Raw genomic sequence first — 26,593 nt, forward strand, 5'->3', positions numbered from 1 at the left:
TCTGGCTGCCGCCTGCCGGGCGCAGGCTGTCGGCCAATCCGGCCGCCGGGCATGAGTGGATCCGCCATGCAGGAACTTGAACAGCGTCTCCAGCAACGCTTCCCCGATTGGTTCCATGGCCGCCGGGGCCAACTGGCGCGGCCGTTGCTGCGCAGCGTCGGTCGCTGGTCGCGGTTGGACCAGATCGAAGCCTTCCTGCAGCGCAGCTCAGGCCTGCGTGGCTTCAGCTTCGTCGCCGCCGGCCTGGAGTTCATCGACGGCCAGTACCAGGTGGACCCGGCCGCGCTGGCCAGGATCCCGGCCACCGGCCGCCTGCTGATCGTCGCCAACCATCCCTCCGGGGCACTGGATGCCCTCGCCCTGCTGGACGCGGTCGGCCGCATCCGCCGTGACGTGCGGATCGTGGCCAACGACCTGTTGGGGGCGATCGCGCCACTGCAGGACCTGCTGCTGCCGGTACGCATCCTCGGTGGCAAGGCCCAGCGTGGCAGCCTGCATGCCGTCGAAGAGGCGCTGGCCGCCGAGCAGTGCGTGATCGTGTTCCCGGCCGGCGAGGTCTCGCGGCTGTCGCTGCGCGGCATCCGTGATGGTCGCTGGCAGCGCGGTTTCGTCCGCTTTGCCCGTGCCGCTGGCGCGCCGGTGCTGCCGGTGCGTGTGGAGGCGCGTAACTCGGCGCTGTTCTACGGCGCCTCGACCCTGTTCAAGCCGGCGGGCACCGCGCTGCTGGCGCGCGAGATGTTCACCCGTCGTGGCCGTCCGCTGCGGCTGAGCATCGGTGAGCCGATGCAGCTGGGCAAGGGCGGCGACCCGGGCGCACAGCTGCTGGCGGTGCGCCGCGCGCTGTATGCGCTGGGCCGTAATGGGGCGGCGGGCGATGCAGCCGCTGTAGCAGGCCCCGAGCCGCTGGCGTCCCCGGTGCCGCCTTCACAGGTGGCCGCAGGCATCGCCGCGGCGACCCAGCTGGGCCAGACCGCCGACGGCAAGCAGATCCTGCTGGCGACCTGTACCGCCGATTCGCCGCTGCTGCTGGAGCTGGGGCGTCTGCGCGAGCTGACCTTCCGCCAGGTAGGCGAGGGCACCGGGCGCAGCCGCGATCTGGACGATTACGATCCGCGGTACGAACACATCGTGATCTGGGACGCGGCCGCGCAGCGCATCGCCGGCGCCTACCGGATCATGCGTGGTGCCCACGCGCTGGCCCGGCACGGCCTGTCCGGGCTCTACAGCGCGTCGCTGTTCCGCTATTCCGACGACGCCATCACCCACATCGCCGAAGGCCTGGAACTGGGCCGCAGCTTCGTGGTGCCTGATTACTGGGGCAGCCGCAGCCTGGACTACCTGTGGCAGGGCATCGGCGCCTACCTGCAGTGCCGGCCCGGCATCCGCTACCTGTTCGGCGCCGTGTCGATCAGCGCAGCGCTGCCACGCGATGCACGCGAGCAGCTGGTGGCGTACTACCAGCGCTACTACAGCGGTACCGCCGGCCTGGCCGAATCGAACCGCCCGTTCCAGTACTTCGCCGCGCCGCCAAGTTTCGGCGAGCTGGATGCAGGTGCCGCGTTCGATGTGCTCAAGGCCAACCTGGCCGCACTCGGCACCGGCGTGCCGACGCTGTATCGCCAGTACACCGATCTGTGCGAACCCGGTGGCGCCCGTTTCCTTGCCTTCGGTGTCGACCCGGACTTCAGTGATTCGATCGACGGCCTGATTGAAGTGGACCTGTGCGCGATCAGGCCGAACAAGCGCAAACGCTACCTGCGCGACGCGGGGACGCCGGCATGAGCGCGCTGGCGAACCTGTCGCCGCACCGGCGCGCAGTGTTCGTCTCCGACGTGCACCTGGGGTCACGTCATTGCCATGCCACCGAGCTGGCGAGGTTCCTCTCGCAGCTGCGCTGCGAACGGTTGTACCTGGTGGGCGACATCATCGACCTGTGGTGGATGGCGCATCGCCGCGCCAACTGGCGCCAGTCGCACAGCGAAGTCATCCAGGCCCTGCACGCGCTGCGCCGTGCCGGGACCGAGATCGTCTACATCCCCGGCAACCATGACGCTTCACTGCGCCACGTGTGCGGGCTGATGCTCCCAGCGATGCAGGTGCGCCGCCGCGCCATCCATGTGACCGCCGATGGCCGTCGCCTGCTCGTTGCGCATGGGGACGAGTACGACGGCGTGACCCACTTCGGTGGCCTGCAGGAAAAGTTCGGTGACTGGCTGTACTACCGCATCCTGACCGGCAACCAGGCGTTGAATGCGGTGCGGCGGCTGCTGGGGATGCGCTACTGGTCGCTGTCGGAGTTCCTGAAGAAGCGCAGCGGTGCGGCCGAACGCTACATCGAACGCTTCGTGCAGGCCGGGCTGGACGACGTGCGGCGGCGCGGACTGGATGGCATCGTCTGTGGCCACATCCACCGCGCCGCGCTGATCGAGCGCGATGGCCTGGTCTATGCCAACGACGGCGACTGGGTGGAGAGCCTGACCGCGCTGGCCGAAGACCATGATGGCGCGCTGCGCCTGCTTGACCACAATGGCCAGACCCTGGTGGAACTGCCGGGCGCGCGCATCAAGCAAGCGGCTTGACCCACTCTTGTAGAGTCGAGCCATGCTTGTATGTTCCTCCCGGCTCCTACGAGGTATGTAGGAGCCAGGGTGGAGGGACCGTCAAGCATGCATCTGCGGATACTAGCCGACAGACGAGTCGAGCGATCCCCATCCCGCACACGAACGTCGATAAAGGATCGTACGGCCCCCAAAGGGGATCGTCGATGTAGGCAAGCTAACGTCGGTGCGGTACCACCCCAGCCCCTTAAAGATAGCTGGGAGCCGTACAAATGTCTGATTCTCTCGATATTGGCGTGGACGTGGACTCCAAGGAGTTCGTACCGGCAGTGGCCGACCGCAAGGCCGGCGACAGGATCGCCAACACCCGGGCCGGCATAGCCCAGTGGCTCAACACCTTGCCCCAGCGATGCCGGATTGGCATGGAGGCGACGGGGCGGTACTACGAGTTGTTGGCTCGGATGGCTGGCCAGGCAGGCCACGTTGTCTATGTGATCAATCCACGTCTGATCAAGCACTACGGCCGGGCGACGGGCTCGCGTGGCAAGACGGACGCCATGGACGCCGAAGCGATCGCCCGATACGTGAAGAAGGAGAACGATCGCCTGCGTGAATACGTACCGCGTACCGATGAGCAGCAGCAGATGCACGATTTGCTGCGCAAGCGGCAGACGCTGGTAAAGACACGCGCGCGCCTGGAGCAATCCTTCGGGGTAAGCAAAAGTGCCCCCGGGGAGCTGTCAGATCTGTTCTGCGCTCTGGCTGGGACGCTGTCCGAGCTGGAAAGCGAACTGCAGCGCTTGGGTCGCGATGGAGAGCATGGCACGCTCTACAAGCGCCTGTTGACCATCCCTGGTATCGGCCCCGCTGTCGCCGCTCACCTGATCTACTACATGACGCGCTGGCCGTTGGCCAACGCCAACGCGTGGATCGCCTGCACCGGCCTGGATCCCCGGCCCAACGAGTCTGGCGGAAGAACGGGACGGCGTCGGCTGTCCAAACAGGGCGCGCCAGTGCTGCGCCAGATGCTCTACATGGCCGCCATGGGGCTCAAGCGGTGTCGCCAGGGGCAACCGCTCTACGACGAGCTGTCAAAACGCGGTCACCCCAGCACCGCCGTCTTCAACATCCTGGCCAGAAAGCTGGCCAGGATCGCCTGGGGTGTCTTCAAAAGCGGCCGGGACTTCGATCCGGCCATGCTGAAGGTGGGTCAAGCCTGCTTCCAGCAGGCTTGACCACGAACATAGGATCTCGACTGCTCTTCTCAGACTGCCCCGCGTACAGCAGTCGAGCATGGCTCGACTCTACAAAAGAGCGCGAGCGGCTGTGCCATCAAGACGGCACGCCCGCAAGCCGCTAGCATCGGCCCATGGATTCCCTGACCCAGATCGTGCTCGGCGGCGCCGTCGCTGCTGCCATCGCCCCGCCCGGACATCGCCGTGCGGCCCTGCTGGCCGGTGCTGCGCTCGGCACCCTGCCGGACCTCGACGCCCTGTGGCTCGGCTTCACTGCCGCCGACCCGGTGGCGAACATGATCGAGCACCGCAGCTTCAGCCACTCGCTGCTGGTGCTGCCTTGGGTGGCGGCACTGATCTGGTGGTTGTTCAAGCGCTTCGGCAATGGCCGCGTCGCCCAGTCACCGGTGCGCTGGTTCTGGGCGATCCAGCTGGCGCTGGTCACCCATCCCATGCTGGATGCGTTCACCGTCTACGGCACCCAGCTGTGGTGGCCGCTGCGCCCACACCCGACCATGGGTTCCAGTGTCTTCATCATCGATCTCGGCTACACGGTATGGCTGCTGCTGGGCTGCGTGCTGGCCTGGTTTGGTCGCGCCCGCCCCTGGGCTGGCAAGGTGCTGGGTGTGGCGTTGCTGGTCAGCAGTGCATACCTGGGTTGGGGCCTGATCGCCAAGGCGCAGGTCGACCGTGCTGCCCAGCAGAGCCTGGCGGCGATGGGCCTGGGCGATGCGCCGCGCTTCTCGGTGCCGATGCCGTTCAACACCCTGCTGTGGCGCGTGGTGGCAATGACGCCGAACGGCTACGTGGTGGGCGACCGCTCGCTGGTGGCCGACCACGGGCCGATGCGGTTCGAAGGCCACGCATCCAACGTGCAGGCCTTGCGCGAAGCGCAGGCCATCCCGGCGGTGCAGCAGCTGACGTGGTTCAACCGTGGCTTCATGCGTGCGCAGGTGGTGGACGGCCGGCTGGTGCTGAGCGACCTGCGTATGGGGCTGGAACCGGACTACACCTTCAACTTCGCGGTGGCCGAGCAGGCTGATGGGCAGTGGCGGGCGATCACGCCCGAGCAGGTGCGGGTGGATTACAGCAGCCCGGCTGCACGCGCCGACGTCGGACGCCGGTTGGCCGCGATGTGGCAGCGGATCTGGCAGGAGCCGGCAGCACAGCCGGGTGCGGTCGACCACAGCGCCGTGCATTGATCAGTAGATCCACGCCATGCGTGGATGGCGGGGTGCATCGGCCAAGGCAGCCACGCATGACGTGGCTCCACCGAATCAATACACCGTGGCGCGGCCCTGCACGAACGAATAGAAGAACACCGCGTTCGGATCGTTCTGCACCAGACGGAACTCGCGACGCATGCCTTCCACGGTTTCCTCGTCCACCGATCCGGCCTGCAACAGCTGGTCGGCAGCCGACAGCAGCAGTTGTTCCCAGAACGCGATCATCGTCTTGCGACGGGCCGGTTCGCGGTTGTCCAGGTGGATGGTCTTGATCTCGGTGTGCACGTCGCGGAAGCCGCCGGCTAGCAGCAGGTTGCCCAGCTTGGCGCCGACGAACGGATCTCCCCCGTGGTCGTACTGGAAATCGTTGAAGGCCATCCAGTAGCGCCAGATATGCGGCGAATACGGGTCGAGCAGGAACGAGGCATTCATCACCTCGGTGATGTAGACCGGCGAACCCGGGGCCAGCACGCGGCGCACTTCGCTCAATACGCGTGCTGGTGACGGCACGTGCTCCAGCACCCAGCACAGGAACGCCGCGTCGAAGCTGCGTGCTTCGAACGGCAGCTCGCCGGCGTCGGCCTGCTGCAGGGTGTAGCGGTCGCTGCACCACGGTGTGCGCGCCAGGTTCTCGCGCGCGGTGGCCAGCTGTGTTTCGCTCAGGTCCACGCCGGTCACGTGCAGCTCGGGGAAGCGGCGCAGCAGGATTTCGGTCTGCGCGCCGACGCCGCTGCCGACTTCCAGCAGGCGACGCGCGCCGCTGTAGTCGATCTGGCCGAAGATGCTCGATTCCAGCAGCCGTGCCTGGGTCATCAGGCGCTGCTGCTCGGTGCCGGAGAATCCGTGCAGGTAGGTCGGGGAGGAAATCGGCGGGGTCATGGGGGCGGGCTCTTGTAGCGTCGAGCGTGATCAATGGAAGGGGCGCGTAGAGTCGAGCGTGCTCGACTGTTCAGAAAGCCAGTCGAGCACGCTCGACTCTACGGTGTGGAGCAGTCGAGCAAGCTCGACTCTACGGATCAAGGCAGTCGGGCGGGTTACGAGGGGCTGGCGCGCTCAGGCTGCCGAAGACAACGCCGGTTCCCCGGCAATCAGGCGGTCGAAGTACTCGGTGGTCAATGCGATCTGGCTGGCCGGATCTTCGGCACGGTTGACCACCGCGCGGAAGGCGGCATTCTCCGGCCGGTCCTTGGCGTACCAGCCCAGGTGCTTGCGCGCGATGCGCACGCCCTGCGGCTCGCCATAGAACGCATGCAGCGCATGCAGGTGACCAAGCAGGATGTCGCGCACTTCCGCCAGTGACGGCGGCGGCAGTTCCTCGCCGGTGGCCAGGTAATGCGCCACCTCGCGGAAGATCCATGGCCGGCCCTGTGCCGAGCGGCCGATCATCACTGCATCCACGCCGGTTTCCTTCAGGACGTAGGCGGCCTTCTGCGGCGAATCGATATCGCCGTTGGCGATCACCGGAATGCGGAGTGCGGCCTTGATCTCGCCGATCGTGGCGTACTCGGCCTGGCCGGTGTAGTGCTGGTCGCGGGTGCGGCCGTGCACCGCCAGTGCGGCGATACCGCTGTTCTCTGCGATGCGCGCGATCACCGGACCATTGCGATGGTCGCAGTCCCAACCGGTACGGATCTTCAGCGTGACCGGCACGTCCACCGCGTTGACCACGGCTTCGAGGATGCGCGCCACCAGCTGCTCGTCGCGCATCAGTGCCGAACCGGCCCAGGCGTTGCACACCTTCTTGGCCGGGCAGCCCATGTTGATGTCGATGATCTGCGCGCCGTGGTCCACGTTGTAGCGCGCGGCCTCGGCCAGCTGCTGCGGCTCGGTGCCGGCGATCTGCACGCTGATCGGTGCCGGCTCGCCCTCATGGTCCATGCGATGGATCGACTTGCGCGTGGTCCAGAAGCGCGGGTCGCTGATGGTCATTTCCGAGGCGGCCAGTCCCGCGCCCAGCCGTTTGCACAGCAGGCGGAAAGGCTTGTCGGTGACGCCGGCCATGGGCGCCAGCACGACGTTGGGGGCAATGGTGTACGGGCCGATCTGCATGCTCCCATTGTAGGGCGCGGGCGGCGGTACGGCCGTGTCGGGCGCGGTCCGGTTCAGGCCGATCCGCACCCAGCTCATGCCGTACCGGCATCAACAGATGCTTGACGGTTGCTTCCGCTGCCCCCAAGGGCGGGCGATGGTAGGTGGCTACCCTAGGCTCTGCCAGGCCTGGCGGGTACCCAACGCGAAGGCCAGCCCCAGGCTGAGGCAGGCCAGTGAACTGACTACCCAGAAGTACCGGCCGTTGTAGCCGGGCCGGAGCAGCGCCAGCCCGAAGCCCATCGCCGCGCGCACCAGCAACAGCAGGGCGATGCCCGACAGCACCGGACGGCTGGCCGGCAGCGGCGAATGCCAGCCTGCGGCTGCCAGCGCGTACAGCGTCCAGGCCACCAGCACGGCAGTAATGCCGGCGGTCATCAGTGGTGGCCACCAATGCCCCGCCTGTGCCAGCCGGACCATGCGCTGGCCAGCGCCGAACCACCGGTACCAGGGTGCCCCAAAGGCAATGCAGCCGATATGCAGCAAGGCTGCGATGGCACTGCCGGCGGCGGCAACCAGCAACCAGGGGAATCCGTCCATGTCCTGCCCGTGCAGAGAAGCTGCGCGGATGTTCGGCGAGGGGCGGGGTGAGGGCAATGCGGCAGGCGGTCGCAGAGCTGGACAATGGGCAAAAGAAAGGCCCGGATGCCAGCGCACCCGGGCCTTCCCATCCACGCATGGCGTGGATCTACTTCACTTCCACGTCGGCCGGGGTGAAGCGCGGCATCGCCGCTGCAGCGCCTTCCTTCTCGGTCGAACGACCGGCGAACTGGTTGGCGAAGCGCACGTGGCGGGCGAACGGGGCGTCGGCCACCTGCGCCAGCGACGCGGCCAGCGCACCGTTGAAGGCGTCACCGGCACCGGTGGTGTCGATCGCCTGCACCTGTTCGGCACCCACGCGGTAGTACGGCTGGGTATCGCCGCGCAGGTTCTCATCGGCATGCGACACGAACACACCCACCGAACCCAGGGTCACCACCACGGTGCCGTTGCCGACCAGCTTGCGGCACAGCGCATGCAGGCTGGCACCGTCCAGCGCGGCGACGTCATTGGCATCCACGCGCTCACCGACATGGCGGCCGAGCAGGGCGGCGAACTCGGTTTCGTTCGGGGTGATCACATCGGCCAGCTTGAGCAGGCCGATGGTCGAGGGGGCGTCGGCCGGTGCGGTGTTGAGCACGGTGGTGACGCCGGCCTCGCGGGCCGTGGCCAGTGCCGCTTCGATGGTCTGCACCGGCGATTCCAGCTGCACCAGCACCACCTTGGCGCCGGTCAGCAGGGCCTGCTGCTGTTGCAGGAAGTCGGTGCTCAGCGCGGCGTTGGCACCCGGTCCGATCACGATGGTGTTGCGGCCACGGGCATCGACGTAGATGCCGGCGGTGCCGGTCGGTTCGCTGCTGGCTTCGGCGATCAGACCGAAGCCGTCCTGCGCGGCCAGCTCACGGGCGGTGGCGCCACCAGCGTCGTCGCCCAGCGCGCACACGAAGTGCGTGTCGGCACCGGCGCGGCAGGCCGCCACGGCCTGGTTGAAGCCCTTGCCACCGGGGCCGGTGCTGTAACGGCCGGCAATGGTCGCACCCGGTGCCGGCAGCGACTCGCACCGCCACACGTGATCGACATTGAAGGAACCGACGACAACGACACTGCTGCTCATAGGGAATCTTTTCTCAACCAAGGGTTCAACTGAAGTGCGTCAGCACGCCGGCGATGGTCGCCGTCATGAAGGTGGCAATGGTACCGCCCAACACCGCGCGCAGGCCGAACTTGGCCAGATCGTGGCGACGTTCTGGGGCCAGGCCGCCGATGCCGCCGATCTGGATCGCGATCGAGCTGAAGTTGGCGAAGCCGCACAGCGCGTAGGTAGCGATCAGGCGACCTTCCTCGGACAGGCTCACGCCGGCGATCTGGCCGTTCACGATCTGCGACAGCTCGGTGTAGGCCACGAACTCGTTGATCACGACCTTCTGGCCGATCAGCGAACCGACGGTGGTGGCATCGGCCCACGGGGTGCCGATCACCCAGGCGATCGGGGCCAGCACGTAACCGAAGATGGTCGACAGGTTGGTCGGCTTGCCGATGGCAGCGGCCAGGCCGGTCACATCGCCGATCCAGGTCAGCGGGGCATTCAGCAGCGCGATCAGGGCGATGAAGGCCAGCAGCATCGCACCGATGTTCAGCGCCAGCTTCAGGCCGTCACCGGCGCCGGCGGCGGCCGCGTCGATGATGTTGCTGGAGGTCTTCTCGACTTCCATCTTCACCGTGCCGCGGGTCAGCGGGGTGCCGGTTTCCGGGATCAGCAGCTTGGCCACGACCAGCGTGGCCGGGGCGGCCATGATGCTGGCCGCCAGCAGGTGCTTGGCGTAGAAGGCCTGCTGCGCCGGGTCGCCACCGCCGAGCATGCCCACGTAGGCCGCCAGCACGCCGCCGGCGATGTGGGCCATGCCGCCGATCATCATGGTCAGCAGCTCGGACTGGGTCATCCTGGCGATGTACGGGCGCACGGTCAGCGGCGCCTCGGTCTGGCCGATGAAGACGCTGGCGCAGACGCTGGTGGTTTCAGCACCGGACACGCGCATCACCTTGGTGATCGACCAGGCCATCACGCGCACGATGCCCTGCATGATGTTGAGGTGGTACATCACCCCCATCAGCGCAGAGAAGAAGATGATGGTCGGCAACACCTGGAAGGCGAAGATGAAGCCGTAGTTCTTGGTGTCCATCAACGAGCCGAAGATGAAGCCCGAGCCCTCGTTGACGTAGCTGAGGATCTTGACGAAGCCCTTGCCCAGCGCGTCGAACACGTCGCGCCCGCCCGGCACCAGGATCACCAGCGCCGCAAAGGCGATCTGCAGGGTGATACCGGTGGCAACCAGCTTCCAGTCAACCGCGCGCTTGTTATTGGAAAACAACCAGGTGATGCCGATCAGCACCGCCAACCCGAACAGGCCGAAGCCGATCCTGCCCAAACCTTCGACCATGTGAGTGACTCCCCTGGGGCGTCGCGAAAAACGGGAAGCCTAGTGCAGGGCAGGGGCCGGGGCAAGAAAAAGCAGCGTGTGCGCGGCCAACGGTACCGATCAGGCCAGCAACGGCAAGGGCTTGCGGCTGGCGGCGGCGGGTAGAATGGGGTTCGATCCCGGCCCGGATGCGGGCCCGCAGCAGGAGATTCGCATGCAATACCGTCGCCTGGGCTCCACCGGCCTGCCGATTTCCGCCTTGTCCTTCGGCGCCTGGGTGACCTTCGGCGACCAGGTCCCGCGCGATGAGGCCCGCAACCTGGTGGCCGCCGCCTGGGATCATGGCGTCAACTTCTTCGACAATGCCGAGGGTTATGCCAACGGCCGTGCCGAACAGGTCATGGGCGACGTGATCACCGACCTGCGCCTGCCGCGCGACGGTTTCTGCGTGTCCAGCAAGGTGTTCTTCGGCAGTGCCAAGGACCCGCGGCCGACCCAGCGCGGCTTGTCGCGCAAGCACGTGACCGACGCCTGCCATGCCGCGCTCAAGCGCCTGCGGGTGGACTACCTGGACCTTTATTACTGCCACCGCCCGGATCCGGACGCGCCGATCGCCGAGACCGTGCACGCCATGGATACCCTGGTACGGCAGGGCAAGATCCTCTACTGGGGCACTTCGGAGTGGTCGGCGGCGCAGATCCAGCAGGCGCTGGACATCGCCGAGGCGCGCAACCTGCAGGGCCCGTCGATGGAGCAGCCGCAGTACAACCTGCTGCACCGCGAGCGGGTCGAGGTCGAGTACGCGCCGCTGTATGCGGGTGCCGGCCTGGGCACCACCATCTTCTCGCCGCTCGCCTCGGGCCTGCTCACTGGCAAGTACGACCAGGGCATCCCGGCCGATGCGCGGCTGGGGCGGGAAGGCATGGAGTGGTTGCAGGACCTGGTGCTGGGGGCCGACGCCGGGGCCCGCCTGGGCCAGGTGCGGCGCTTCAGCGAGGTGGCACGCGCGCTCGGCCATGCCCCGGCCACGCTAGCCATCGCCTGGTGCCTGCGCAACCCGAACGTTTCCAGCGTGATCCTCGGCGCCAGCCGGGTCAGCCAGCTGCTTCAGAACCTGCAGGCACTGGACGTGCTGGGGCAGGTCGACGCGGCCGGCTGGGCCCAGGTCGAAGCCGTCTTCGCCTGACAACCCTTTGGAGAGTCGAGCCACGCTCGACTCCAGGTTGGTCGGGTCTTCGTAGAGTCGAGATCCTATGTTCGTGGTCAAGCCTGCTGGAAGCAGGCTTGACCCACCTTCAGCATGGCCGGATCGAAGTCCCGGCCGCTTTTGAAGACACCCCAGGCGATCCTGGCCAGCTTTCTGGCCAGGATGTTGAAGACGGCGGTGCTGGGGTGACCGCGTTTTGACAGCTCGTCGTAGAGCGGTTGCCCCCGGCGACACCGCTTGAGCCCCATGGCGGCCATGTAGAGCATCTGGCGCAGCACTGGCGCGCCCTGTTTGGACAGCCGACGCCGTCCCGTTCTTCCGCCAGACTCGTTGGGCCGGGGATCCAGGCCGGTGCAGGCGATCCACGCGTTGGCGTTGGCCAACGGCCAGCGCGTCATGTAGTAGATCAGGTGAGCGGCGACAGCGGGGCCGATACCAGGGATGGTCAACAGGCGCTTGTAGAGCGTGCCATGCTCTCCATCGCGACCCAAGCGCTGCAGTTCGCTTTCCAGCTCGGACAGCGTCCCAGCCAGAGCGCAGAACAGATCTGACAGCTCCCCGGGGGCACTTTTGCTTACCCCGAAGGATTGCTCCAGGCGCGCGCGTGTCTTTACCAGCGTCTGCCGCTTGCGCAGCAAATCGTGCATCTGCTGCTGCTCATCGGTACGCGGTACGTATTCACGCAGGCGATCGTTCTCCTTCTTCACGTATCGGGCGATCGCTTCGGCGTCCATGGCGTCCGTCTTGCCACGCGAGCCCGTCGCCCGGCCGTAGTGCTTGATCAGACGTGGATTGATCACATAGACAACGTGGCCTGCCTGGCCAGCCATCCGAGCCAACAACTCGTAGTACCGCCCCGTCGCCTCCATGCCAATCCGGCATCGCTGGGGCAAGGTGTTGAGCCACTGGGCTATGCCGGCCCGGGTGTTGGCGATCCTGTCGCCGGCCTTGCGGTCGGCCACTGCCGGTACGAACTCCTTGGAGTCCACGTCCACGCCAATATCGAGAGAATCAGACATTTGTACGGCTCCCAGCTATCTTTAAGGGGCTGGGGTGGTACCGCACCGACGTTAGCTTGCCTACATCGACGATCCCCTTTGGGGGCCGTACGATCCTTTATCGACGTTCGTGTGCGGGATGGGGATCGCTCGACTCGTCTGTCGGCTAGTATCCGCAGATGCATGCTTGACGGTCCCTCCACCCTGGCTCCTACATACCGCGTAGGAGCCGGGAGGAACATACAAGCCATGCTCGACTCCGCACGTAGCGCGGGCATTTCCAGGCGACGGCGCGAGAGCAGTCGAGCGTGGCTCGACTCTACAAAAGCCGTGTGCCCCCATCTTTCAATAGATGAAATCTATCGTATTTCAGAATTCGATCATTAATCTCATCAATGAAATTGAGAATGGTTGTTGATTGTCAACTGAGAATCATTATCATTTAACTCGTCCCTCGCACGAGTCCAGATGCTCATGAATGCTCAACCTGTACTGCTGCGCCCCGAAACGCTGACCCTCCGCGATCGACCGGTCCGCGTCGTTCCGCCGGAAGAGGTCATCGACAGCGAAGCCCTGCTCAAGGGCCGTCGTGAAATCCTGATCCAGCACGGCGACCGCTTCTATCGCCTGCGGCACACCAGCAACGACAAGCTGATCCTGACCAAGTAATCGCGGCCTGGTCGCCCGCCTCCCTCCCTCCTGCCGGCAGCGCCGACAGGGTGGGCGACCCGTCCGCTCCCGCTCTCTCCCCCTCGGTCTACCGCGTGCACCTTCCGGGTGTGCCGGTAACCGGGGGTTCCCCTGCCTGACCGAATGAACCCGATGACCCGCCATACCGCCCTGTGTCTTGCTGTCTGGATGGCGTTGCCGCTGTCCGCCCACGCTGCTGCCACCGCCGCCCCTGATGCGCGCGAATTCGATCGGGTGCAGGTCACCGCCACCCGCACCGAGCGGGCCGTGAGTGACGTGGCGGCCACCGTGGACGTCATCGACCGCGAGCAGATGGACCGGCACCTGGTGCAGGACATCAAGGATCTGGTGCGCTACGAGCCGGGCCTGTCGGTCACCCGCAGCGCGACCCGCTTCGGCCTGGATGGTTTCCGCATCCGTGGCCTGGACGGCAACCGTGTGCGCATCCAGACCGATGGCATCGTCATGCCGACCCGGTTCGACATCGGTTCGTTCGCCAGTTCCAACCGCAACTTCACCGACCTCGATACGCTCAAGCGCGTGGAGATCGTGCGCGGCCCGGCCAGCTCGCTGTACGGCTCCGATGCACTGGGCGGCGTGGTGGCGTTCGTCACCAAGGACCCGGCCGACTACCTCAAGGACGGCAAGAACAGCTACTTCGGCCTGAAGTTCGGCTACGACGGTGAGTGGAAGGGCCTGCTCGGCGGTGCCACCGCCGCCTTTGGTGGCGACCACTGGAGCGGCCTGGTCAACGTCAACCACCACCAGGGCCAGGAAACGGACAACAAGGGCACGGTGCGCAGCGACAACGACACCCGTACCGCGTCCAATCCGCAGGACCGCGACGGCCGCAGCCTGCTCAGCAAGCTGGTCTATGCACCGAGCGAAGACCAGCGCTTCCGCTTGACCGTGGAAGGCAACGAAGACACCACCGATACCAATGTGTTGTCGGCGATTGCCAGCGTTGCACCGCGCCCCGGCGCGATGGCTGCGGCTACTGGCATGAAGTCCCACGACACGCAGAAGCGTACCCGCGTGTCCTTTGCCCACGAAATGGATGCGCTGGACCAGCCGTTCGCCGACAGCCTGCATTGGCAGGTGTATGCGCAGAACAGCGAAACGCGGCAGCAGACCGACGAGACCCGCACCGACGGCAGCCGCCGTCACCGCGTGTTCTCCTTCGACCAGCATGCCTTTGGCCTGCAGGCGCAGTTCAACAAGGCGTTCAGCACCGGCAGCGTCGAGCACGCATTGACCTACGGCTTCGAAGGCACCCGTACCGAGATCCGCCAGAAGCGCGACGGCTACCAGGTCAACCGTGCCGGTGTGGTCAGCAACATCGTTACCCCCGACACCTTCCCGGTGCGTGACTTCCCGATCAGCAAGACCACCGAGTTGGGCCTGTACGCGCAGGATGAAATGCGCCTGGCCGACGGCAAGCTGTCGCTGGTGCCGGGCGTGCGCGTGGACCGTTACGAGCTGAAGCCGGAAGTGGACAGCATCTTCGCCGAAGACAACCCGACCACGGCCGTGGCCCAGCTGAAGAAGACCAGCGTGTCGCCGAAGCTGGGCATGGTCTGGCGCTTCACCGACCAGTGGTCGCTGTTCGCCGGGTATGCGCGTGGCTTCCGCTCGCCGCCGTACAACGACGTCAACATCGGCCTGACCAACGTGGCCTTCGGTTACACCGCCATCGCCAACCCGGACCTGAAGCCGGAAACCAGCGACGGCTATGAACTGGGCCTGCGTTTCATCGCGCCGGCGGCGTACGTCAGCGTCAGCGGCTACTACAACGACTACAAGGATTTCATCCAGTCCAACGTCGAGACTGGCCGCAACGCACAGGGTTTGACCGTGTTCCAGTCGCAGAACATCGCCGACGCGCGCATCTATGGTGCGGAAATGAAGGCCGGTATCGAGTTTGGTGAACTCAGTCCGGCGCTGAAGGGCTGGGCGCTGCGCAGTGCGTTGGCGTGGTCGCGTGGTGACAACCGGACCGATGACGAACCGCTGGCTTCGGTCGATCCGTTGCGTGGCACGCTGGGCCTGATGTACGACACCGATACCTGGGGCGTCGAACTGGCCGGCACCTTCGTGCAGCGCAAGAAGCGCCTGCCGCCGCCGGCCGCGCAGACCAACCCGAATGCACCGGCGCCGTTCGTCTACCAACCGGCGGGCTACGGCGTGCTGGACCTGATGGCGCACTGGAACTTCGCACCGGGTGCGACCTTCAATGTCGGCGTGTTCAACCTGGCCGACAAGCGCTACATCGAATGGTCGTCCATCACCCCGAGCCTGATCACCAATCGCGCACTGAGCGATCGTTTCAGCAGCCCGGGCCGCACCTTCTCCGCCAGCCTTGCCGTTTCCTGGTGACCTCATGAGCCGAGCACTGTCCGCACGCAGGAATGACTCCATCGCCGCGCCGCACAGCGCGGCCTGGCCGACCCCGGCACAGCTGGCCACGCTCGGCACCGTGCTGTGCCTGTACCACGCCGACGGCAACGAGCTGGGCGGCTGGCGCCAGGCCGTACGCGTGCATGCCTGCCAGGGCGTGGACAGCGAAGGCCTGCGCGAAAGCCTGTGCTTCCTCGATGGCCGCGGCCGCTGCGTGTGGCGCCTGTACCTGCTGCCGGACAGCGACTTCCTGGCCTGGGACCGGCTGGTGGCTGCGCTGCCGCCGGGGCCCGAGCACGACAGCGATGGCAGCGTCGGCGAACGCCTGTGGCGGCGCCTGGCCGGTCATCTGGGTGGCCAGCGCTGGCGCCTGTGCGCGCTGCGCCTGCATGCCGCCGACGATGGCCGCACGCTGGCCGCCAGTCTGTCGACCCTGTCCTCGCTGGGCGCAGCCACCGCGCGCCGCATTGCACGGCTGGAAGGTGCCGAAGGCGAGCTGGCAATCGACGATTGCTGCTGTGCCGATGCCGCGCGGCGTCCGGCGCCGCGGATTCCCGGCGACCTGCCGCTGATCCGCCTGTGACCCACTCCTGATGGAACGCCTGTCGGCCACGGACGGCCTCTCAACGCATCTGCAACCCCGAAGGAAGACCCCGATGAAGCTCCAGACAGCCAGCGCCCTGCTTGTGCTCGCCGCCAGCGGCGTGGCCAGCGCGCAGCCCTCCGATATCGCCCGTGACCACGACAGCATCCTTGCCATGCAGGGTGAGTACACCGTGGACTTCGCCTTCGACGAGACCGTGCTGCTGAAGCCGGGCTACGAGCGCGCACCGGCGATGCGCAGTGGCGGCAACGAAGTGGTCATCGTGGTCGAAGACACGCCGAAGCGCATCGTGCTGCAGCACCTGCTGCTGGACGAGAAGAGCGGCCACATCACCAAGCACTGGCGCCAGGACTGGGTGTACGAAGCACCGAACCGTTTCGAGTTCAGTGCCGACCAGACCTGGAAGGTGCGCAGCATTCCGGCGGCGGTGAACCAGGGCGCCTGGACCCAGTGCGTATACGAAGTGAGCGACGCACCGCGCTATTGCGGCACCGGCACCTGGACCTACACCAACAACGTGCCGAGCTGGACCAGCGACCTGAGCTGGCGTCCGCTGCCGCGCCGCGAGTACACCAAGCGCAGTGACTACAACGCGCTGGCCGTGATCAACCGCCACACGCTGACCCCGAACGGCTGGACCCACGAGCAGTTCAACACCAAGGTGCAGCGCAACGCCGATGGCAGCCAGGTGGAGATCGCCCGCGAGTTCGGCTTCAACGACTACGTGAAGACCACCGAGGTCGACTTCACCCCGGCGCGCAACTACTGGAAGGCCACCGCCGGTTACTGGGCAAAGGTGCGCCAGCGCTGGGACGGCTTCCTCGGCCAGGCCCCGGGCGTGCACCTGAAGACCAAGATCGACGGCATGGCGATGATCATCCCGATGTTCACCCAGGCCGAAGAGATCCAGGCCGGCAAGAAGGTGAAGGACAAGCAGATCGACGACGTGTTCGCCAAGTACGTGGAAAAGGCCCAGTAGGTCGAGCCCTGCTCGACTCATGGCGCGGATCCTCTGGTCAGGTGCCGCGCCGCGTATCCGCTTCTGGTAGGTGCCGAGCTTGCTCGGCACGCTCTTCGCCGGTGATCGCACACCGCATCCACGCGTGGTGTGGATGTGCCGTGCCGGATATCCGCGCCTGGTAGGTGCCGAGCTTGCTCGGCACGCTCTTCGTTGGCGATTGCACACCGCATCCACGCATGGCGTGGATCTACCGTGCCGCATATCCGCTCCTGGTAGGTGCCGAGCTTGCTCGGCACGCTCTCCATCGGTGATCGCACGCCGCATCCACGCATGGCGTGGATCTACCGTGCCTCATGTCCGCTTCTGGTAGGTGCCGAGCTTGCTTGGCACGCTCTTCGCCGGTGATCGCACACCGCATCCACGCGTGATGTGGAGGTGCCGTGCCGGATATCTGCTCCTGGTAGGTGCCGAGCTTGCTCGGCACGCTCTCCATCGGTGATCGCACGCTGCATCCACGCCATGCGTGGATGCGATGCACTCAGGACGCCGGCCCACTCAAGGTGGTCAGGTCCAGCCCAGCGTCCTGGAACGCACGCAAGGTGGCCTGCAGGCTGGCCTCGTCATCGCGGGTGCGGACGCCCATTACAGCTTGGTGGCAACGCACTCGATCCGTGCTGCAGGCGCTACGGTCCGGCAGCAGCAGCGCGGTCTGTGCGACGAGGATCGCCATGTGCGCCACTTCCTTTCTCGGCTTCGGTTGGCCCCGGTAGAACCGGTCGAACTCAGCACGCAGGTCGGCCACCACGTCGGCATCGCTGCGCGTGCGTGACATGCTGACCGGAACCAGAGAGGTCGGGTGGCCCTCGTGGAAGGCTTGCGCTTCATCAGCCAGCACCGTTTCCAGCACGAAGGCCTGCACCGCGTCAGGAACATAGCCCTCCGCCGCGCGGGCGCCTGCGGGTAGCACCGCGGCGAACAGTGGGGAACTGGCCAGAAGGATGCGCAGACAGAGGCCGTATTTCATCTTCATTCCTTGAACCTCGGGAGCACGGGAGCAACCTTCCGTGCTTCCGGACGATCTGATCGGGTGGGACGCGCAGCATAGCGCCCCACCCGAGCGTGTCACGATCGCGTCAGGCTTCGCGCAGGGCCAGTGCCGGTGGCGTATGCAGGATCGCGCGCGTACCCCACCAGCCTGCCAGCAGGCTCAAGCCGATGCCGACCACGCCGCCGATCAGCAGGCCCGGCCACGGCGGCAGCAACGGCAGTTCGAACACCTTCTGCGAGACCGCCACGCCGATCGCAGCGGCCGCGCCCACCGCCAGCAACGCGGCCAGCGTGCCCAGCGCACCGAATTCCACCAGTACCGCGCCACGCAGCTGGCGCCGGGTCGCGCCCAGCGTGCGCAGCACCGCGCTGTCGTAGCGGCGTTCACCGGCCGTGGCCTGCAGCGCGGCCAGCAGTACCAGCACGCCGGCCAGCAGACTGAACACCATCACCAGCTGCACCGCCTGTGCCACCCGTTCCATCACATCGCGCACCTGCGAGATCACCGCGTCCACGTCCAGCAGCGACAGGTTCGGCTGCGCGCGTACCAGCTCGCCCAGTCCGGCGGCCTTGCCGGCCGGTAGATGGAATGCCGACAGCAGGTTGTGTGGCGTATCGCCCACCGCATTCGGGTTCAGCAGCACGAAGAAGTTCGGACGGAAGGTGTTCCAGTCGGCCTTGCGCACGCTGGTGACAGTGAACTCGCGTTCCTGCTCGCCCACCGCAATGGTGATGCGGTCGCCGGGATGCACGCCGTAGCGCTTGGCCCAGCCGATTTCCACCGAGGCTTCGGCGGCGGTGCTGTCTGCCTTCCAGAAGGTGCCGTTGACCAGTGTGTTGGCCGGCGGGAAGCTGCTGCGCCAGCTGAAGTTCAACGGCCGGTTCTCGTCGTCGTCATCGCGCTGGCCTTCGCCCTGTGCCGGCTGCCCGTTCTGTTCAGGCGAGCGGTCCACGCGCAGCGGCGGCTTGCCGTTGATCGCGATCAGACGGCCAGTGGCCATCGGTTCGATGCTGGCGTCGTTGGCGCCCAGTCCACGCAGTGCGGCCAGCACGCTGTCGCGCTGTTCGGGCTGGATGTTGATCAGGAAGTAGTTCGGCGTATCCGCGGGCAGTCGCTCGCGCCACTGCTGCAGCAGGCCGGGGCCGGTCACCGCCAGCAGCAACAGCGCGCACAGCGACAGCGACAGCCCCACCAGCTGCATCACCGCCAGCATCCGGCGCCGGGTCAGCGCGGCCAGTCCCAGCCGCCAGTGGCCATGCAGGCGGTGCTGCAGGCCGCGCAGCAGCTGCAGCAGCACGAAGCCGACCACGCCGGCCGCCACCGCCAGCGCGGCCAACCCGCCCAGCACCCACAGCGCCAGCTTGAGATCACCGGTGACCTGCACCGCCAGCAGCAGGCTGGCCGCCAGGGCAGCCACGTAGGCCAGCAGCGAGGCCGGCGGCAGGGCGGCGAAGGAACGGTTGAGCACCCGCATCGGCGGCACCCCGCGCAGGCGCAGCAGCGGCGGCAGGCCGAAGCCGAACAGCAGCAACAGCCCGATGCCGGCACCGGTCAGCGCAGGCATTGCCTCGGGCAGCGGCAGGCGCTGCGGCACCAGGCTGCCCAGCACCTGCACCAGGCCTTCCTGCGCCGCCATGCCCAGGCCGATGCCGAGTGCGCAGGCCGGCACCGCCAGCATCAGCAGCTGCAGTGCCAGACCGGACAGGATGTCGCGCTGGCGCGCGCCCAGGCAGCGCAGGATCGCCACCTGGTCGATGCGGCGCAGGGCGAAGCGGTTCGCCGCCAGCGCCGTGGCAACACCGGCCAGCAATACCGCCAGCAGCGCGCTGAGGCCGAGGAAGCGCCCGGCCAGGTCGAACGCCTGGCGCACGCCACGCTGGGTGTCGTCCACACTCAGCAGGCGCAGGCCCTTCACCTGCGGCAGCAGCCATTGCCGAAGTGCCGCGATCGGCTCTGCTGCTCCGGCGAACATCAGCCGGTAGTTGATGCGGCTACCCGGACCGAGCAGGCCGGTGCCTTCCACATCGGCGCGGTTGACCAGCAGGGTGGGGGAAAGCGTAAGCAGGTCGCCGCCGCTGTCCGGCTCGGCCTCGATGATGCCAGCGATGCGCAGCGTGCCAGCGCCGAATTCAAGGTCGTCACCGGCCTTCAGTCCCAGCCCCTGGAGAAGGCGTGGGTCGGCATAGGCCTGGCCTTTGGCCGGCATGCCGGCGTTGTCGATCAGGGCGCCCCCGGGCGTGGCCCGCACCCGCAGCGTGCCACGCAGCGGATAGCCCGCCTGCACCGCCTTGATGCTGGCCATCTGGCTGGCATCACCGTTGAACAGCACGCTGCCGAAGCTGGCGATATGGGTGTAGGCCAGTCCGCGCCGCTGCGCCTCGTCGGCGAACGCCTGCGGCGGGTCATCGCGCCCGGCGATGCCGAGGTCGCCGCCTAGCATTTCCGCTGCGCTGCCGGTCAGTGCCAGGTTGACCCGGTTCACCAGCGTGCCGACTGCGGTCATCACCGCCACGCCCAGCACCAGCGCGGCGAACACGGTCAGCAGGTCGCCGGCCAGCGCCTCGCGGCGCAGCGCGCGCCACGCGTGTTGCAGCAGGTTCATGCCTGCGCCCCACGCTCGACCGGCAGCAGGCGGCCGTCGTCGATGCGGTGGATGTACTGGCAACGCTGGGCCAGGCGCAGGTCGTGAGTGACCAGCACCAGGGTGGTGCCGCTGCCGGCGTTGAGTTCGAACAGCAGGTCGCTGATGTGCTGGCCGGTGGCGTGGTCCAGCGAGCCGGTCGGTTCGTCGGCGAACAGAATGCGCGGGCGGGTGACGAAGGCACGTGCCAGTGCCACGCGCTGCTGCTCGCCGCCCGACAACTGGCGCGGATAGTGGCGGGCGCGATGGGCCAGGCCGACCTGGGCCAGCACTTCTTCGACCCGCGCCCGGTCTTCGCGCCCAGCCAGTTCCAGCGGCAGCGCGACATTCTCGGCGGCGGTCAGTGCCGGCAGCAGATGGAAGCTCTGGAACACGAAGCCGACCTCACGCGCGCGCAGCTGGGCGCGGGTCTCCTCGTCCAGCGCCGCCAGGTCCTGGCCGGCCAGCGCGATGCGGCCGCGGCTGGGCAGGTCCAGCCCGGCCAGCAGGCCGAGCAGGGTGGTCTTGCCGGAACCGGAGGCGCCGACGATGGCCGCGCTGGTCCCTTCATGGACGGTCAGGATGATGTTGTCCAGTATGTGGACTTCACCCTCCGGGCCCTGCACGGATTTGCCGACCTGGTCGACGGCGATGGCAACGGACGCGCTGCGGGGGGACAGGCTGTCGATGAGGAGACTCCAATGCGCAAGACGGGATGGAGCCGGCGAGCCGGCGTGATGATGGTGCTGCTGCTAGGGTTCCTGCTGCTGCCCGGGCTGGCGTGTGCCAAAGGTCCGGCTGGCACCGTGCTGGTGCTCGGCGACAGCCTCAGTGCTGCCCACAATATCCCTGCCGACGCCGGCTGGGTGAGCCTGCTGCAGCAGCGGGTCAGGCAGCAGTCGAAAACGCCGGCGCGCATCGTCAACGCCAGCATGAGCGGGGAGACCACCGCTGGCGCGCTGACCCGCCTGCCCGGCCTGCTGGCGAAGGAAAAGCCGACCGTGGTGGTGATTGCCCTCGGCGGCAATGACGCACTGCGCGGGCTGACCCCGGCGCAGGTGCAGGGCAACCTGGAAAAGATGGTGCAGGCCAGCCAGAAGGCCGGTGCCAAGGTGCTGCTGCTGGGCATCGACGTGCCGCCCAATTACGGGCCAGCCTATCGCCAGCGCCTGGCGGCGGCCTACAAGGCGCTGGCCACGCAGTACAAGGTGCCGCTGCTGCCCTTCCTGCTGGAGGGCGTGGCCCTGCAGCCGGGCATGATGCAGGCCGACGGGCTGCACCCGACCGCACAGGCGCAGCCGAAGGTGCTGGACAACGTCTGGCCGCTGCTCAGACCGCTGCTCTGAACCGTTTGTTTACCTCTTGACGGAACTTCACATCGCGTCCACCGTCGATCCGGCATGTTTCACAAAGCTGAAGTTAGAGGGAATCACATGCGTCAGACGAAGGAGACCTCCGGCTTGGTGCTGGTGGTCGAAGACAACCGCAACATCTCCGAGATGATCGGGGAATACCTGGAAGGTCGCGGCTTCGAAGTCGACTATGCACAGGACGGCCTGGATGGCTATCGCCTTGCGGCGGAAAACAGCTATGACGTCGTGGTGCTCGACTTGATGTTGCCGCGCCTGGATGGCATCGAAGTGTGCCGTCGCCTGCGCAACGATGCGCGCAAGTCCACCCCGGTGCTGATGCTCACGGCACGCGACACGCTGGACGACAAGCTCACCGGCCTCGGTTTCGGCGCCGATGACTACCTGACCAAGCCGTTCGCGATCCAGGAGCTGGAAGCCCGCCTGCGCGCGCTGATCCGCCGCGAGCGTCGCCAGGTCGGTTCGGAAGTGCTGAAGGTCGCCGACCTGGTGCTCGATCCGGTCAGCATGCGTGCCACCCGTGCCGGTACCGAGCTGCAGCTGTCGCCGATCGGCCTGCGCCTGCTGACCATCCTGATGCGCGAATCGCCGCGCGTGGTCACCCGCCAGGAGATCGAACGCGAGATCTGGGGCAACGGCCTGCCGGATTCGGACACCCTGCGCAGCCACCTGTACAACCTGCGCAAGATCATCGACAAGCCGTTCGACCGTCCGCTGCTGCATACCGTGCAGAGTGCCGGCTACCGCATTGCCGACATCGCCCAGCCGATGGCCTGAGCAGGCCCGCGCCGGTGCAGCCGCAGGCCGGGCCGGGCTGCGGCCAGGCACAAGGGCAGGGGATGACCGTCCGGCAGTGCCGCCGGTCATCGCCCGTGCATCCCAACGGCGCGGTGCGCTGCCTATAATCGCAGCGCTCTGACCGGGACCCCGCAATGCCGCACGGCCTGCCGCGCAAGATCCGTATCGCTTTCATCCTGCAGGCAGTGCTGGCCAGCCTGGGCATCCTGCTCGGTGCGTGGCTGGTTTCGCTGGTGATCAAGCACAGCCTGGTCGGCGCCGCCCTGCGCGAGGAGGCGGCGTACTTCTGGACGCTGCACGAGGCCTCGCCGGTGCAGCCGCCACCCAACACCCAGAACATCCGTGGCTACCTGCTGGAAAGCGGGCAGTCGGCCCTGTCGTTGCCGGCCAATCTGCGCAACCTGGAGCCCGGCTTCCACGAACTGCCCAAGGACGACCAGCTGGTGCTGGTCGATGTACGCCCGGCCGGTCGCCTCTACCTGGTATTCCTGCGTTCGCGTGCGGAGATGCTGGCGTTCTGGTTCGGCATCGTGCCGGTGCTGCTGACCCTGCTGGCGGTGTATGGCGCCAGTTGGGTCACCTATCGTGCGTCCAAGCGCCTGGTATCGCCGGTGAACTGGCTGGCGCGGCGCGTCTCGCGCTGGGACCCGGGCCACCCGGAGGCGGCCGACCTGGAGCCGAACAAGCTGCCGGCGGACATGCAGGGCGAGACCCGCCAGCTGGCGGCCGCACTGCATTCGCTGGCCAACCGGGTCAGCGCGCACGTGGCGCGCGAGCGCAATTTCACCCGCGATGCCAGCCATGAACTGCGCACACCGTTGACCGTCATCCGCGTGGCCAGCGACATGGCGCTGGGCGATGACAGCCTGGAGCCGCGCCTGCGCCGCAGCCTGCAGCGCATCCAGCGTGCAGGCCGTGACATGGAGGCGGTGATCGATGCCTTCCTGATCCTGGCCCGCGAGGCCGACGTCGAGCCCCAGGTCGAGCTGTTCGACGTCAACGACATCGTCCGCTACGAAGTGGACAACGCCAACGAACTGCTGGGTACGCGCCCGGTGTCGGTGCACCTGCACAGCGATGGCCCGGTGCAGCTGCATGCGCCGCCGCGGGTGCTGCAGGTGGTGGTCAGCAACCTGGTGCGCAACGCGTGCAGCTATACCGACGAAGGGCGCATCGACGTGCATGTGCACAACGATCGGGTGGTGGTGCGCGATACCGGTATCGGCATGTCGGCCGACGCACTGTCGCGGGCCTTCGAGCCGTTCTACCGCGCCGAGCCGAGCCGCCCGCAGGGTACCGGCCTGGGCCTGTCGATCGTGCGCCGGCTGTGCGATCGCTTTGGCTGGAAGGTCAGCCTGGCCAGCGAGCCGGGTCAGGGCACCGAGGCCACGGTGATCTTCCGGTAGAGGGCTTTTGCCGGGCTGCGCCCGGCACCCGCCGAGGCGACATCAACATCAAAAGCGGGCATTCCGTGAAATGGCGGGGCGGTGTGGGTTTGCAGGACACGCCGTAAACCCGTCCATGGGGGCTCGATGGCGCCATCCATGGCGCCAACGGTCCTGCAAACCCACACCGCCCCGCCTTCGACAGTTTCCCGCGATCCGCAGTAGATCCACGCCATGCGTGGATGGGGTTGCTCAGTTGCACTTCACCTTCGGCGCCAGCGCCTTGGTCCAGATCGCATAGCCGGCCGGGGTCATGTGCAGCATGTCCTCGCGGAACAGCGACGCATCCGGCTGGCCGTCGGCGCCCAGCATCGGCGTGTAGACGTCGGTGAAACCGGTGTTGGGCAGCTTGGCCAGGGCTGCCTTGATCAGCGTGTTGGCCTCGTTGATCGCCGGCAGCAGGTGCGCGCGCGACGGGCTTGGCTTGATCGACAGGTACTCCACCTTCGTCTTCGGCAGGTCGCGTTGCACGCGCTGCACGAAGGCAACCACATCGTCGCGCACCTGCACGGCGCTGCGGCCGCTGTTGAGGTCGTTGTCACCGGCGTAGAAGAACACCTTGCACGGTGCATACGGCACCACGATGCGGTCGGCATACCAGGTGCTGTCACGCACTTCCGAACCGCCGAAGCCACGGTTGAACACCGGCTGGCCGGGGAAGTCGGCTGCCAGGCCTTCCCACATGCGGATCGAGGAGCTGCCGATGAACTCGATGCCGCCCCGTGGCGGCGGGCTGGCCTGGTCGGCGCTGGCAAAGTGGGCCATGTCGCCGGCCCAGGCCACGTTGGAGACCTGCTCGGGCACGCGCGGCGGCTTGGCCGGGCTCAGCGCCTGGGCCAGGGGGGCGGCGGTCAGCAGGCCCAGCATCAGCAGGCAGGTACGGCGACGGGACATCAGGCGCTCCAGCAGGGAAGGGGAAAGCCATCATAGAAGCTGGGGCGGGCCGGGGCTTGCCCCTGGCAGTCCATTCACCGGGCCGGTGCCGGGATGCGGCTGGCGGCCTTGTGGCAAAATGGCGGCCATCTGCCTATCCCTGTGCACCCATGATTCCCTGCCGTGCGTCTGAGCGGTCGCTGCGCCGCGCCCCTGTTGCTGGATGTTCCACCCGTGGCTGATCAGTTCGGCCATCTGCCCCGCGGCCCGCGCCGCATCTTCCAGGCCGCCCGCTGGTCCTGGCAGGGCCTGCGCGCCGCCTGGCTGCATGAGTCCTCGTTCCGGCTGGAGGTCTACCTGCTGATCCTGCTGACCCCGGTCGCGGTCTGGCTGGGCCAGACCCCGGTCGAGCGTGCGCTGCTGATCGGCTCGATGCTGCTGGTGCTGGCGATGGAACTGGCCAACTCGGCCATCGAGGCGGTGATCGAACGTTACGGCAGCGAGATCCACGAGCTGGCCGGCCGCGCCAAGGACATGGGTTCGGCGGCGGTCTTCGTGCTGATGATGAACGTGCTTCTGTGCTGGGCGCTGGTCGTGGTCCCGCATGCAATGGCCGGCAATTACGGCTGATCCCCATTCCCCCACTGCCCTGAAGAGTTTCCATGTCCTTTGAGTTCCTCGCCGACCCCAATGCCTGGGTGACCCTGTTCACCCTGAGCGCACTGGAAATCGTGCTCGGCATCGACAACCTGGTGTTCATTTCCATCGCGGTCAGCAAGCTGCCGGAAGAGCGTCGCCCGTTCGCGCGCAAGCTCGGCATCGCCGTGGCCTGCATCACCCGCATCGCCCTGCTGGTGTCGCTGGCCTATCTGGCGCACATGTCCGCCAACCTGTTCACCGTGGCTGGTATGGGCATCTCCATCCGCGACCTGGTGCTGATCGTCGGTGGCCTGTTCCTGATCATCAAGGGCTACATGGAGATCAAGGAACTGATCACCGGTGGCGAAGACGAGAACCCGGCCACCAGCAAGGCCTCGGGTGTATTCGGCATGGTCATCCTGCAGATCGCCATCATCGACATCGTGTTCTCGCTGGACTCGGTGATCACCGCCGTCGGCATCGCCGATCACATCCCGGTGATGGTCGCCGCCATCCTGCTGTCGGTGCTGGTGATGCTGCTGGCCGCCAACCCGCTGGGCCGCTTCATCGACGCAAACCCGACCGTGAAGATGCTGGCACTGGCCTTCATCCTGCTGATCGGTGCGGTGCTGATCCTGGATGGCCTGGACGTGCACGTGCCCAAGCCCTACATCTATGCCGCCATGGGCTTCTCGGTGCTGGTGGAATGGCTGAACCTGCTGATGCGCCGCCGCGCACGCGATCACCACGTGCCGGGTGCTGGCGACTGGTAAGCAGATCACAGGCAAATGTGTGTCCCAGAACCCCCGGCCAGCGCCGGGGGTTCTGCGTTATGGGACCCATTGGGCTCGCCGGGCCATGCCCGGCGGGGAGGTTCCC

General features: G+C 66.9%; 24 protein-coding genes. 14 read left to right on the forward strand and 10 right to left on the reverse strand.

The genetic code is table 11. The features are described 5' to 3' along the window. Positions 1-66: 66 nt before the first annotated feature. The 4 genes from olsF (at position 67) to MG068_RS03200 (ending at position 4,995) form a co-directional block, all read left to right on the forward strand. A complete protein-coding gene (gene olsF, locus MG068_RS03185) occupies positions 67-1,782 on the forward strand; it encodes a bifunctional ornithine lipid synthase OlsF (RefSeq protein WP_132809224.1) in 1,716 nt (571 codons plus the stop codon). After that, positions 1,779-2,579: a UDP-2,3-diacylglucosamine diphosphatase gene (locus tag MG068_RS03190; protein ID WP_032129692.1), complete on the forward strand. Its 801-nt coding sequence runs from the start codon at positions 1,779-1,781 to the stop codon at positions 2,577-2,579. The genes olsF and MG068_RS03190 overlap by 4 nt, the downstream gene beginning before the upstream one ends. 251 nt (positions 2,580-2,830) lie before the next feature. Further along, on the forward strand, positions 2,831-3,793 hold the full coding sequence (locus MG068_RS03195; protein ID WP_132809226.1) for an IS110 family transposase: 963 nt from the start codon (positions 2,831-2,833) through the stop codon (positions 3,791-3,793). A gap of 134 nt (positions 3,794-3,927) precedes the next feature. After that, a complete protein-coding gene (locus tag MG068_RS03200) occupies positions 3,928-4,995 on the forward strand; it encodes a metal-dependent hydrolase (RefSeq protein ID WP_132809228.1) in 1,068 nt (355 codons plus the stop codon). A 75-nt stretch (positions 4,996-5,070) separates the two neighbouring features. Here MG068_RS03200 and MG068_RS03205 read toward each other — a convergent pair whose 3' ends face one another. The 5 genes from MG068_RS03205 to MG068_RS03225 all read right to left on the reverse strand — a co-directional run bounded on the left by MG068_RS03205 (position 5,071) and on the right by MG068_RS03225 (position 10,085). After that, positions 5,071-5,898: a class I SAM-dependent methyltransferase gene (locus MG068_RS03205; protein WP_005408109.1), complete on the reverse strand. Its 828-nt coding sequence runs from the start codon at positions 5,896-5,898 to the stop codon at positions 5,071-5,073. Positions 5,899-6,072: 174 nt separating this feature from the next. Continuing rightward, positions 6,073-7,068, reverse strand: a complete 996-nt coding sequence (gene dusB, locus MG068_RS03210) for a tRNA dihydrouridine synthase DusB (RefSeq protein ID WP_107431466.1) — start codon at positions 7,066-7,068, stop codon at positions 6,073-6,075. Between the two features lie 147 nt (positions 7,069-7,215). Continuing rightward, positions 7,216-7,647, reverse strand: a complete 432-nt coding sequence (locus tag MG068_RS03215; RefSeq protein WP_107431460.1) for a hypothetical protein — start codon at positions 7,645-7,647, stop codon at positions 7,216-7,218. A gap of 148 nt (positions 7,648-7,795) precedes the next feature. Next, positions 7,796-8,761 carry a ribokinase gene (locus MG068_RS03220; protein WP_132809230.1) on the reverse strand — a complete coding sequence of 322 codons (966 nt, stop codon included), beginning with the start codon at positions 8,759-8,761 and terminating at the stop codon, positions 7,796-7,798. 25 nt (positions 8,762-8,786) lie between these two features. Further along, positions 8,787-10,085 (reverse strand): NupC/NupG family nucleoside CNT transporter, encoded by a 1,299-nt coding sequence (locus tag MG068_RS03225; protein WP_010481870.1) that lies wholly within the window; start codon positions 10,083-10,085, stop codon positions 8,787-8,789. A gap of 193 nt (positions 10,086-10,278) precedes the next feature. Here MG068_RS03225 and MG068_RS03230 point away from each other — a divergent pair, with 193 nt between their 5' ends. Beyond that, complete coding sequence (locus MG068_RS03230) at positions 10,279-11,250, forward strand: aldo/keto reductase (RefSeq protein WP_132809231.1); 972 nt, start codon at positions 10,279-10,281, stop codon at positions 11,248-11,250. Positions 11,251-11,327: 77 nt separating this feature from the next. Here the strand turns inward: MG068_RS03230 and MG068_RS03235 are convergent, their stop codons facing one another. Continuing rightward, positions 11,328-12,290 (reverse strand): IS110 family transposase, encoded by a 963-nt coding sequence (locus tag MG068_RS03235; RefSeq protein ID WP_132808894.1) that lies wholly within the window; start codon positions 12,288-12,290, stop codon positions 11,328-11,330. Positions 12,291-12,743: 453 nt separating this feature from the next. Here MG068_RS03235 and hemP point away from each other — a divergent pair, with 453 nt between their 5' ends. The 4 genes from hemP to MG068_RS03255 all read left to right on the forward strand — a co-directional run bounded on the left by hemP (position 12,744) and on the right by MG068_RS03255 (position 16,939). After that, entirely contained in the window at positions 12,744-12,938 is a 195-nt protein-coding gene (gene hemP, locus MG068_RS03240; protein WP_005412278.1) for a hemin uptake protein HemP, read from the forward strand. Between the two features lie 153 nt (positions 12,939-13,091). Next, on the forward strand, positions 13,092-15,335 hold the full coding sequence (locus MG068_RS03245) for a TonB-dependent hemoglobin/transferrin/lactoferrin family receptor (protein WP_489686040.1): 2,244 nt from the start codon (positions 13,092-13,094) through the stop codon (positions 15,333-15,335). A 4-nt stretch (positions 15,336-15,339) separates the two neighbouring features. Further along, complete coding sequence (locus MG068_RS03250; RefSeq protein WP_032129934.1) at positions 15,340-15,939, forward strand: ChuX/HutX family heme-like substrate-binding protein; 600 nt, start codon at positions 15,340-15,342, stop codon at positions 15,937-15,939. Positions 15,940-16,012: 73 nt separating this feature from the next. After that, the gene (locus tag MG068_RS03255; protein WP_121504894.1) at positions 16,013-16,939 is read left to right on the forward strand and encodes a DUF6607 family protein; all 927 of its coding nucleotides are present in this window, start codon (positions 16,013-16,015) and stop codon (positions 16,937-16,939) included. A gap of 520 nt (positions 16,940-17,459) precedes the next feature. Here the strand turns inward: MG068_RS03255 and MG068_RS03260 are convergent. The 3 genes from MG068_RS03260 to MG068_RS03270 all read right to left on the reverse strand — a co-directional run bounded on the left by MG068_RS03260 (position 17,460) and on the right by MG068_RS03270 (position 21,215). Beyond that, positions 17,460-17,945 carry a hypothetical protein gene (locus MG068_RS03260; protein ID WP_240792113.1) on the reverse strand — a complete coding sequence of 162 codons (486 nt, stop codon included), beginning with the start codon at positions 17,943-17,945 and terminating at the stop codon, positions 17,460-17,462. Between the two features lie 109 nt (positions 17,946-18,054). Next, positions 18,055-20,571 (reverse strand): ABC transporter permease, encoded by a 2,517-nt coding sequence (locus tag MG068_RS03265; protein ID WP_132809235.1) that lies wholly within the window; start codon positions 20,569-20,571, stop codon positions 18,055-18,057. After that, the gene (locus MG068_RS03270; protein WP_132809237.1) at positions 20,568-21,215 is read right to left on the reverse strand and encodes an ABC transporter ATP-binding protein; all 648 of its coding nucleotides are present in this window, start codon (positions 21,213-21,215) and stop codon (positions 20,568-20,570) included. The genes MG068_RS03265 and MG068_RS03270 overlap by 4 nt, the downstream gene beginning before the upstream one ends. 75 nt (positions 21,216-21,290) lie before the next feature. Here MG068_RS03270 and MG068_RS03275 point away from each other — a divergent pair, with 75 nt between their 5' ends. The 3 genes from MG068_RS03275 to MG068_RS03285 all read left to right on the forward strand — a co-directional run bounded on the left by MG068_RS03275 (position 21,291) and on the right by MG068_RS03285 (position 24,163). Continuing rightward, the gene (locus MG068_RS03275; protein ID WP_049422849.1) at positions 21,291-21,935 is read left to right on the forward strand and encodes an arylesterase; all 645 of its coding nucleotides are present in this window, start codon (positions 21,291-21,293) and stop codon (positions 21,933-21,935) included. 87 nt (positions 21,936-22,022) lie between these two features. Then, complete coding sequence (locus MG068_RS03280; RefSeq protein ID WP_002811889.1) at positions 22,023-22,736, forward strand: response regulator transcription factor; 714 nt, start codon at positions 22,023-22,025, stop codon at positions 22,734-22,736. Positions 22,737-22,891: 155 nt separating this feature from the next. Beyond that, positions 22,892-24,163 (forward strand): sensor histidine kinase, encoded by a 1,272-nt coding sequence (locus MG068_RS03285; protein ID WP_032129926.1) that lies wholly within the window; start codon positions 22,892-22,894, stop codon positions 24,161-24,163. Positions 24,164-24,394: 231 nt separating this feature from the next. Here MG068_RS03285 and MG068_RS03290 read toward each other — a convergent pair whose 3' ends face one another. Continuing rightward, complete coding sequence (locus MG068_RS03290) at positions 24,395-25,096, reverse strand: SGNH/GDSL hydrolase family protein (protein WP_132809239.1); 702 nt, start codon at positions 25,094-25,096, stop codon at positions 24,395-24,397. A 213-nt stretch (positions 25,097-25,309) separates the two neighbouring features. Here MG068_RS03290 and MG068_RS03295 point away from each other — a divergent pair, with 213 nt between their 5' ends. Beyond that, the gene (locus MG068_RS03295; protein ID WP_032129924.1) at positions 25,310-25,705 is read left to right on the forward strand and encodes a diacylglycerol kinase; all 396 of its coding nucleotides are present in this window, start codon (positions 25,310-25,312) and stop codon (positions 25,703-25,705) included. Between the two features lie 32 nt (positions 25,706-25,737). Next, the gene (locus tag MG068_RS03300) at positions 25,738-26,487 is read left to right on the forward strand and encodes a TerC family protein (protein ID WP_004144462.1); all 750 of its coding nucleotides are present in this window, start codon (positions 25,738-25,740) and stop codon (positions 26,485-26,487) included. The last annotated feature ends 106 nt before the right edge of the window (positions 26,488-26,593 follow it).

Origin of the sequence: Stenotrophomonas sp. ASS1, from assembly GCF_004346925.1 — a bacterium.
GTDB classification, from domain to species: domain Bacteria; phylum Pseudomonadota; class Gammaproteobacteria; order Xanthomonadales; family Xanthomonadaceae; genus Stenotrophomonas; species Stenotrophomonas maltophilia_A.